Consider the following 5,191-nt stretch of genomic DNA (forward strand, 5'->3'; position numbering starts at 1 on the left):
CCAGAACACTGCGGGCGGAGTTGCCCGTGCAGACAAACAAGACACGATGGGTCATGAAGTTTCTTCTCAGGAGAAATCAGCAGCAGGCTTCGCCCGGCGCACACGCGGTCGTGACCGGCGCGCACTCGGCCACCGGGCTGCCAGCGCAACAGTTGTGGGTCAGGTACGCAATCAGGCCATTCATGGCATCGAAGGCAGCCCGGTAGCAGACAAAACGACCCTGGGGTTCCGCCGTGATCAGGCCGGCATGCACCAGTTCTTTCAGGTGGAAAGACAGCGTGGCCCCGGGGATGCCCAGCTCGTCTCCGATGTCTCCCGCCATGCGGCCAGCGGGACCGGCCACCACCAGCAGACGGAAGACGGCCAGGCGCTTGGCGTGTCCCAGCGCGGTCAGGGCGGTGATTGCGTCATTCGTTTCCATATAACTAGAATAGTCGAAATATCGGATCCCAAACAAGCCCATGACCACCGACCTGCCCCATCTCCACCTCGATCTTCTCCCCAGCCCCGAAGCCCCCAGGCTCGGCGCCGACCAGGATGCCGGCCACCCGCCCCGCATCCTGATTCTCTACGGCTCCCTGCGCCCGCAGTCCTTCTCACGGAAGCTCGCCTTGGAAGCCGAACGGATCCTGCGACACCTGGGCGCCGAAACCCGCGTGTTCGATCCGCACCAGTTGCCCATGCTCGACAGCACGCCGGCCAGTCACCCCGAAGTGCAGCGGCTGCGCGAATGGTCCATCTGGTCGGAGGGCCAGGTGTGGGTGAGCCCGGAGCGGCACGGCACCATCACCGGCGTCTTCAAGAACCAGATCGACTGGCTGCCTTTGGAAGACGGCAGCGTGCGGCCCACCCAGGGCCGGACCTTGGCGGTCATGCAGGTCAGTGGCGGCTCCCAATCTTTCAACGTGGTGAACACCCTGCGGGTGCTCGGTCGATGGATGCGGATGGTGGCCATCCCCAATCAATCGTCGGTAGCCAAGGCGTGGCAGGAGTTCGATGAGCACGGGCGGATGAAGCCGTCGCCGTTTTATGACCGCGTGGTGGATGTCATGGAAGAGCTTGTGAAGTTCACACTGATGGTGCGTGGTCGCAGCGACTACTTGGTCAGTCGTTACAGCGAGCGAAAGGGGGACGCGTTGCAACGTGCGCTGGCGAGGTCGGCTGAGGCCGTTGAGAAAGTCTGATCATGCGCCCCGACCTCACCCGGGCAGGTCACTGCGCTAGCGTCAAATCTCGCTCCAGCACCACATCGTGCCCAGCACGAACGTCCTCGAGCGTGGGAGCGATGGCGACATCAGGGGTTACGCCACGCAGATGAAATGGGGTGACACCATCGTGGCGGGTCACGCGCAAGCCGGTAAAGCTAATGTAGTAGCCCGATGGCGTCGAGAACCTTTGGACATCGCCGTTGGTTCCTGCGCTTGGCGATCCAATGATCGTGGCCAGATGCAGGTCGGAAAAGTAGCCAAGAACGGATTCTGCCTGGCTTATTGCACGCCCATCGGTCAGCATCAGGACCTTGCCTGGGAAGCGCGGAGCGACGGGACTAAGGTTCCAGCCCAATCCGACTTCTCTCACAGGCCGGTCGAAGGGCGTGTCGTACTCCGGCAGGTGCATCCATTGGCCACGCTCAGGTGCGGCCAGCAGATGCTGCAGTCTTTCGATGCTTGAAATAGACGTAGTTGGCAGGGATGCCGCACAGCACGAGTGCCAGCACCAGGGCAATATGAAGCTGCCGGAATTGAGTTGCGTTGATCAACAATGGCGTCTCCAGACCGAAGTATCCGCCCCGCTTGATCCGTCAACATGGCGGTCACCACACATCGCATTTCCCCTTGGCAGGCCCGGCGAGCACGGGCCAGGCAAGCGTCTCGCCCCCAACTAGGCCTTGTCGACGCGCAAGTTCATTCGACGGCCGGCTGGGTCTGCTTGAGCCCATGCTGGTCCATGAGGAAGCGAAGCATCTGGTTCGCCGGTATATAGGGCATCGGGTAGTTACGCTGATCAAAGGCATAGATCAGATCGGCGATGGTCATGAAGAGACTGTGCTGGGGATGACTGCTTTCCATAGCGCCGTCCTCGACCAGGGCATCGGCAACGCTGGTTGCGTCGTCGTAGTCGTTGTCGTGGTCACCCGCGATGTGGCCCGAACTAAACAATTTATCTACCGAGCTCGCCTTATGTACTCGGCCTGTGTAGGAATCAGAAATTGCGACCAAAGTTGCACGATTCGGCGTCGGTAGAGCCTTCAGGGTCTCCTCTGCCTGCATCTTGAGGGCGGTATCAACCTGGGCTTTGACCGTGGAAGTTGTCGAGGGAAGCATAACGGTGTCATGAGCTAGGAAAGGCCAACAGTTGAACCTTTATAGGCCAATCACGTAGCTTTTTATTCCGTTTTTCGGCCTTTCCAAACGCCGAACCGCTTGAGCCTCAAACCAGCGCCACCTAGGCCAGGATAGACTCGGCAATACAACATCGCCGAAAGTCACCACCCCTACCCAGCTGAAACGACTTGAGCTCAACCTGCGTACCGGGCTTCGGTGGCTCACCGGGTACTGAAGCGGGACGGAGAAGGTCCATGTTTGACCCCGTATCGAACTGGAAGGTCCGCTCGCCATACCACGTCTTCGCCGTAGTCTGCGTCACGCCATCCACCACGCTGATGGGGAACGTCGACGAGCCGCACTCCCTGACCAAGGCTTTCCTGTCCCCTGGCGGGTATAGCCGAAGTTCATTCCCGGCGTAATCGAAAACGGCTAGATACGACTTCAATATCCCGAAGCCCAGGTATCCCGACTGCGGAAACCGGAATGCGGGCGACGCTGGAAGCTCGGTGCCTGAAACGTCTTGCCAATTCCTGGAGCCTACCGACAACGTCTGCGCTGTGAACTTTCGCGACACACGATCACGACCCTGGGCGTCGCGTGATCTCTGCACGTCGCTGGTGAATCTGACCGCCGTCAAGCCAAGCGCCTCACTTTTCACGGCCAGTTGCGCATAGCCGCCATAGTCTAGGAACAAGGTCACAGGCACGCCGTTGATCTTGACAACAACGGTAGGCAGGCCAGTGTCATTCGTTTCGAATGAAATCCTGATCGGACCTTCGTTGGACTGGGCAGAACTGGCGCCCGACGCTTTCGGACCGGCAAACGCCGCGTGCACAAGCCCAAAGGCAATGACACCAACCATGCACTTTCGCAGCGGGAATAGCCCCGCCGTCATGAACTTACTCATCCACTGTCCCCTGGCCCACAAAAAATCGCCACGCCTTTCAGCTAGCCTTCGTGTTAGTCCGAAGGCTTAGAACAGCTTCACGAAACAGACTGCGAAGTCGCTCATCGGCGCCAATCCCGTTGTCTACAGCCTCAAGCATGCCCATGAACGCCGGGTCGCTCTCCGCGCCGTCCCCCATTCACGGAGCAAAATGGTTCTTAGCATCGCTTTGCGTGCGCGTGCCATGGCAGTGTCGTCGTCCGGGTCGACATCTGTGACCAGACGAGCCAGCTCTGCCCGCAAGTCTGGTTGCGCGCCGCTCCTTGCCATGCGGGGCGCAGTGCCGGGCGTCGCTTTACGGCTGACCTGACGCAGGGCATCAACCAGGGCTGCCCATCATCTCCGTAGAGCCGAGCCAGCCGGGCCCGTACATTCGCAAGGCCGATCGAACGCTCACCGTCGGAATCTGGCGGGGGCTCTTGCCAGCCACCCTGGCTCTGCACGGCCACGCACAGTTGGCCGCCCTGCCGAGACGCCACGACGGACACTTCGCCCCCTTCCGGCCGCAGCGCCACACCGTGCCGGATGGCATTCTCCAGCAGCGGCTGCAACATGAGCCATGGCACGCGGCAAGCCATCACGCCGTCCTCCGCGCGAATGGCCACGGAGAGGCGATCCCCCAGCCGGGTGCGCTCGATGTCCAGGTAACTGGCCAGCGCGTCGAACTCTTCGGCGAGGGTTACCTCATGCCGCCCGTCCCCGGCGAGGGTAAGGCGAAGGAAATCTCCCAGCCGCGCGAGCGCGCCATAGCCAAGCCCGAAGTACACCGCCGCGAACATCAGCAGAAGGAACCAGCAGCCCTGCATGCGGATCAGCAGCGCGGGCCATATGGGGCCTGGTTTTATCAGGCCGAGTTCGGCCGCTATGTGGTACTGCGGCACTGTGACGACGACGGCCAGCAGGAAAGCCGCGGACGCCAAAATGGCGATGCCGACAGGGAGCCGGAACCGCGCACGCCAGGAAAATGCCAGCAGCCATGCGAAGGGAATCGCCGCGGCGCTGTAGGCCAGCCACAGCAGAAGATCGAAAAGAATCTGCCTTGGGCTGTCACGCAACACCGACAGCGCGCCGATGCAACAGGCCAGCGTGCAGGGGGCCCACCCCATCAGGATGACGGATCTTAGCGACGGGTCGTCGGTGACCGACGAGGTATGGGCCGGGAGGGTGGGCGACATGGGAGGGGATCTTAGCCTACGGATGAAGAACTCCGTCGAGGCCCGCTATTGCCGTTTGCGACTAGCGACCGAGCCAATAATCATGCCGAATGCAACTCCCAGCCCAATGCCAATACCCAATTGATTTGTTGCAACTCCGATAGCCGTGCCGATGCTGATACCGATGGCGAGCCAGATCCCGATCTTCATGGTTCCCTCCGCAACATGGGGACTCAATGATAAAAGGCGAACGCGCAGATTCCTGCAAGCACCAGTACTCTCGAGGCAAGGAAAAATATATGCCCGGTCTTGTCGTAGGAGCGCCTCACATCCTCCGGCAGAGAGGACAAACTCGACCCCAGGTAGTGGGGATTTCGCCAAAAACCGATGCAGCCCATCATCCCGGCCAGCATAAACAAGAACTGTGCAAGGGAGTGTTTGAAGATGCCCTGGATCATCCCGTATACGAGCACCAGGCCCGCGACGGACAGGAAAACGTGTATAGACTTCGGCTTTGCGAGCAAATCGGTCACCTCTCTCGGTGAAGCCCTTCCAGGGCCGCTAATGAAAACCCTTTGCCATGTCGAACAACCACTGTCCACAGGACCATATAAGCCCTACCGCCGCGGCCGTCAACACATCCCGTGCAAATGCGCTTCTCTGCGCGCGGTACGAGTCATAGACCATGTAGAGCGCCAGCGCGCCATACACCACGGCCACAATGACGACGCCCACAACGCCCAGGATGTCGCCCATCCTGATTG

General features: G+C 60.6%; 10 protein-coding genes. 1 reads left to right on the plus strand and 9 read right to left on the minus strand.

Features of this window, described 5'->3' with window-relative positions:
* Positions 1-76: 76 nt before the first annotated feature.
* On the minus strand, positions 77-421 hold the full coding sequence (locus VK519_RS03790) for an ArsR/SmtB family transcription factor (RefSeq protein ID WP_324347810.1): 345 nt from the start codon (positions 419-421) through the stop codon (positions 77-79).
* Positions 422-461: 40 nt separating this feature from the next.
* Between VK519_RS03790 and arsH the strand changes: the two genes are divergently transcribed.
* Positions 462-1,184 carry an arsenical resistance protein ArsH gene (gene arsH, locus VK519_RS03795; protein WP_324347811.1) on the plus strand — a complete coding sequence of 241 codons (723 nt, stop codon included), beginning with the start codon at positions 462-464 and terminating at the stop codon, positions 1,182-1,184.
* 28 nt (positions 1,185-1,212) lie between these two features.
* Here arsH and VK519_RS03800 read toward each other — a convergent pair whose 3' ends face one another.
* The 8 genes from VK519_RS03800 to VK519_RS03835 all read right to left on the minus strand — a co-directional run.
* On the minus strand, positions 1,213-1,617 hold the full coding sequence (locus VK519_RS03800; RefSeq protein ID WP_324347812.1) for a S41 family peptidase: 405 nt from the start codon (positions 1,615-1,617) through the stop codon (positions 1,213-1,215).
* A 13-nt stretch (positions 1,618-1,630) separates the two neighbouring features.
* Complete coding sequence (locus VK519_RS03805; protein ID WP_324347813.1) at positions 1,631-1,759, minus strand: hypothetical protein; 129 nt, start codon at positions 1,757-1,759, stop codon at positions 1,631-1,633.
* Between the two features lie 145 nt (positions 1,760-1,904).
* A complete protein-coding gene (locus tag VK519_RS03810) occupies positions 1,905-2,324 on the minus strand; it encodes a hypothetical protein (protein WP_324347814.1) in 420 nt (139 codons plus the stop codon).
* A gap of 121 nt (positions 2,325-2,445) precedes the next feature.
* Positions 2,446-3,234 (minus strand): hypothetical protein, encoded by a 789-nt coding sequence (locus VK519_RS03815; protein WP_324347815.1) that lies wholly within the window; start codon positions 3,232-3,234, stop codon positions 2,446-2,448.
* A gap of 197 nt (positions 3,235-3,431) precedes the next feature.
* Positions 3,432-4,448 carry a sensor histidine kinase gene (locus VK519_RS03820; protein ID WP_324347816.1) on the minus strand — a complete coding sequence of 339 codons (1,017 nt, stop codon included), beginning with the start codon at positions 4,446-4,448 and terminating at the stop codon, positions 3,432-3,434.
* A gap of 45 nt (positions 4,449-4,493) precedes the next feature.
* Positions 4,494-4,637 (minus strand): glycine zipper domain-containing protein, encoded by a 144-nt coding sequence (locus VK519_RS03825; protein WP_324347817.1) that lies wholly within the window; start codon positions 4,635-4,637, stop codon positions 4,494-4,496.
* A 23-nt stretch (positions 4,638-4,660) separates the two neighbouring features.
* The gene (locus VK519_RS03830) at positions 4,661-4,960 is read right to left on the minus strand and encodes a hypothetical protein (RefSeq protein ID WP_324347818.1); all 300 of its coding nucleotides are present in this window, start codon (positions 4,958-4,960) and stop codon (positions 4,661-4,663) included.
* Between the two features lie 28 nt (positions 4,961-4,988).
* On the minus strand, positions 4,989-5,191 hold a 203-nt coding region (locus tag VK519_RS03835), incomplete at its 5' end, for a hypothetical protein (protein ID WP_324347819.1).

The sequence above is a fragment of the Pinirhizobacter sp. genome (assembly GCF_035317885.1).
Taxonomy (GTDB): domain Bacteria; phylum Pseudomonadota; class Gammaproteobacteria; order Xanthomonadales; family Rhodanobacteraceae; genus Pinirhizobacter.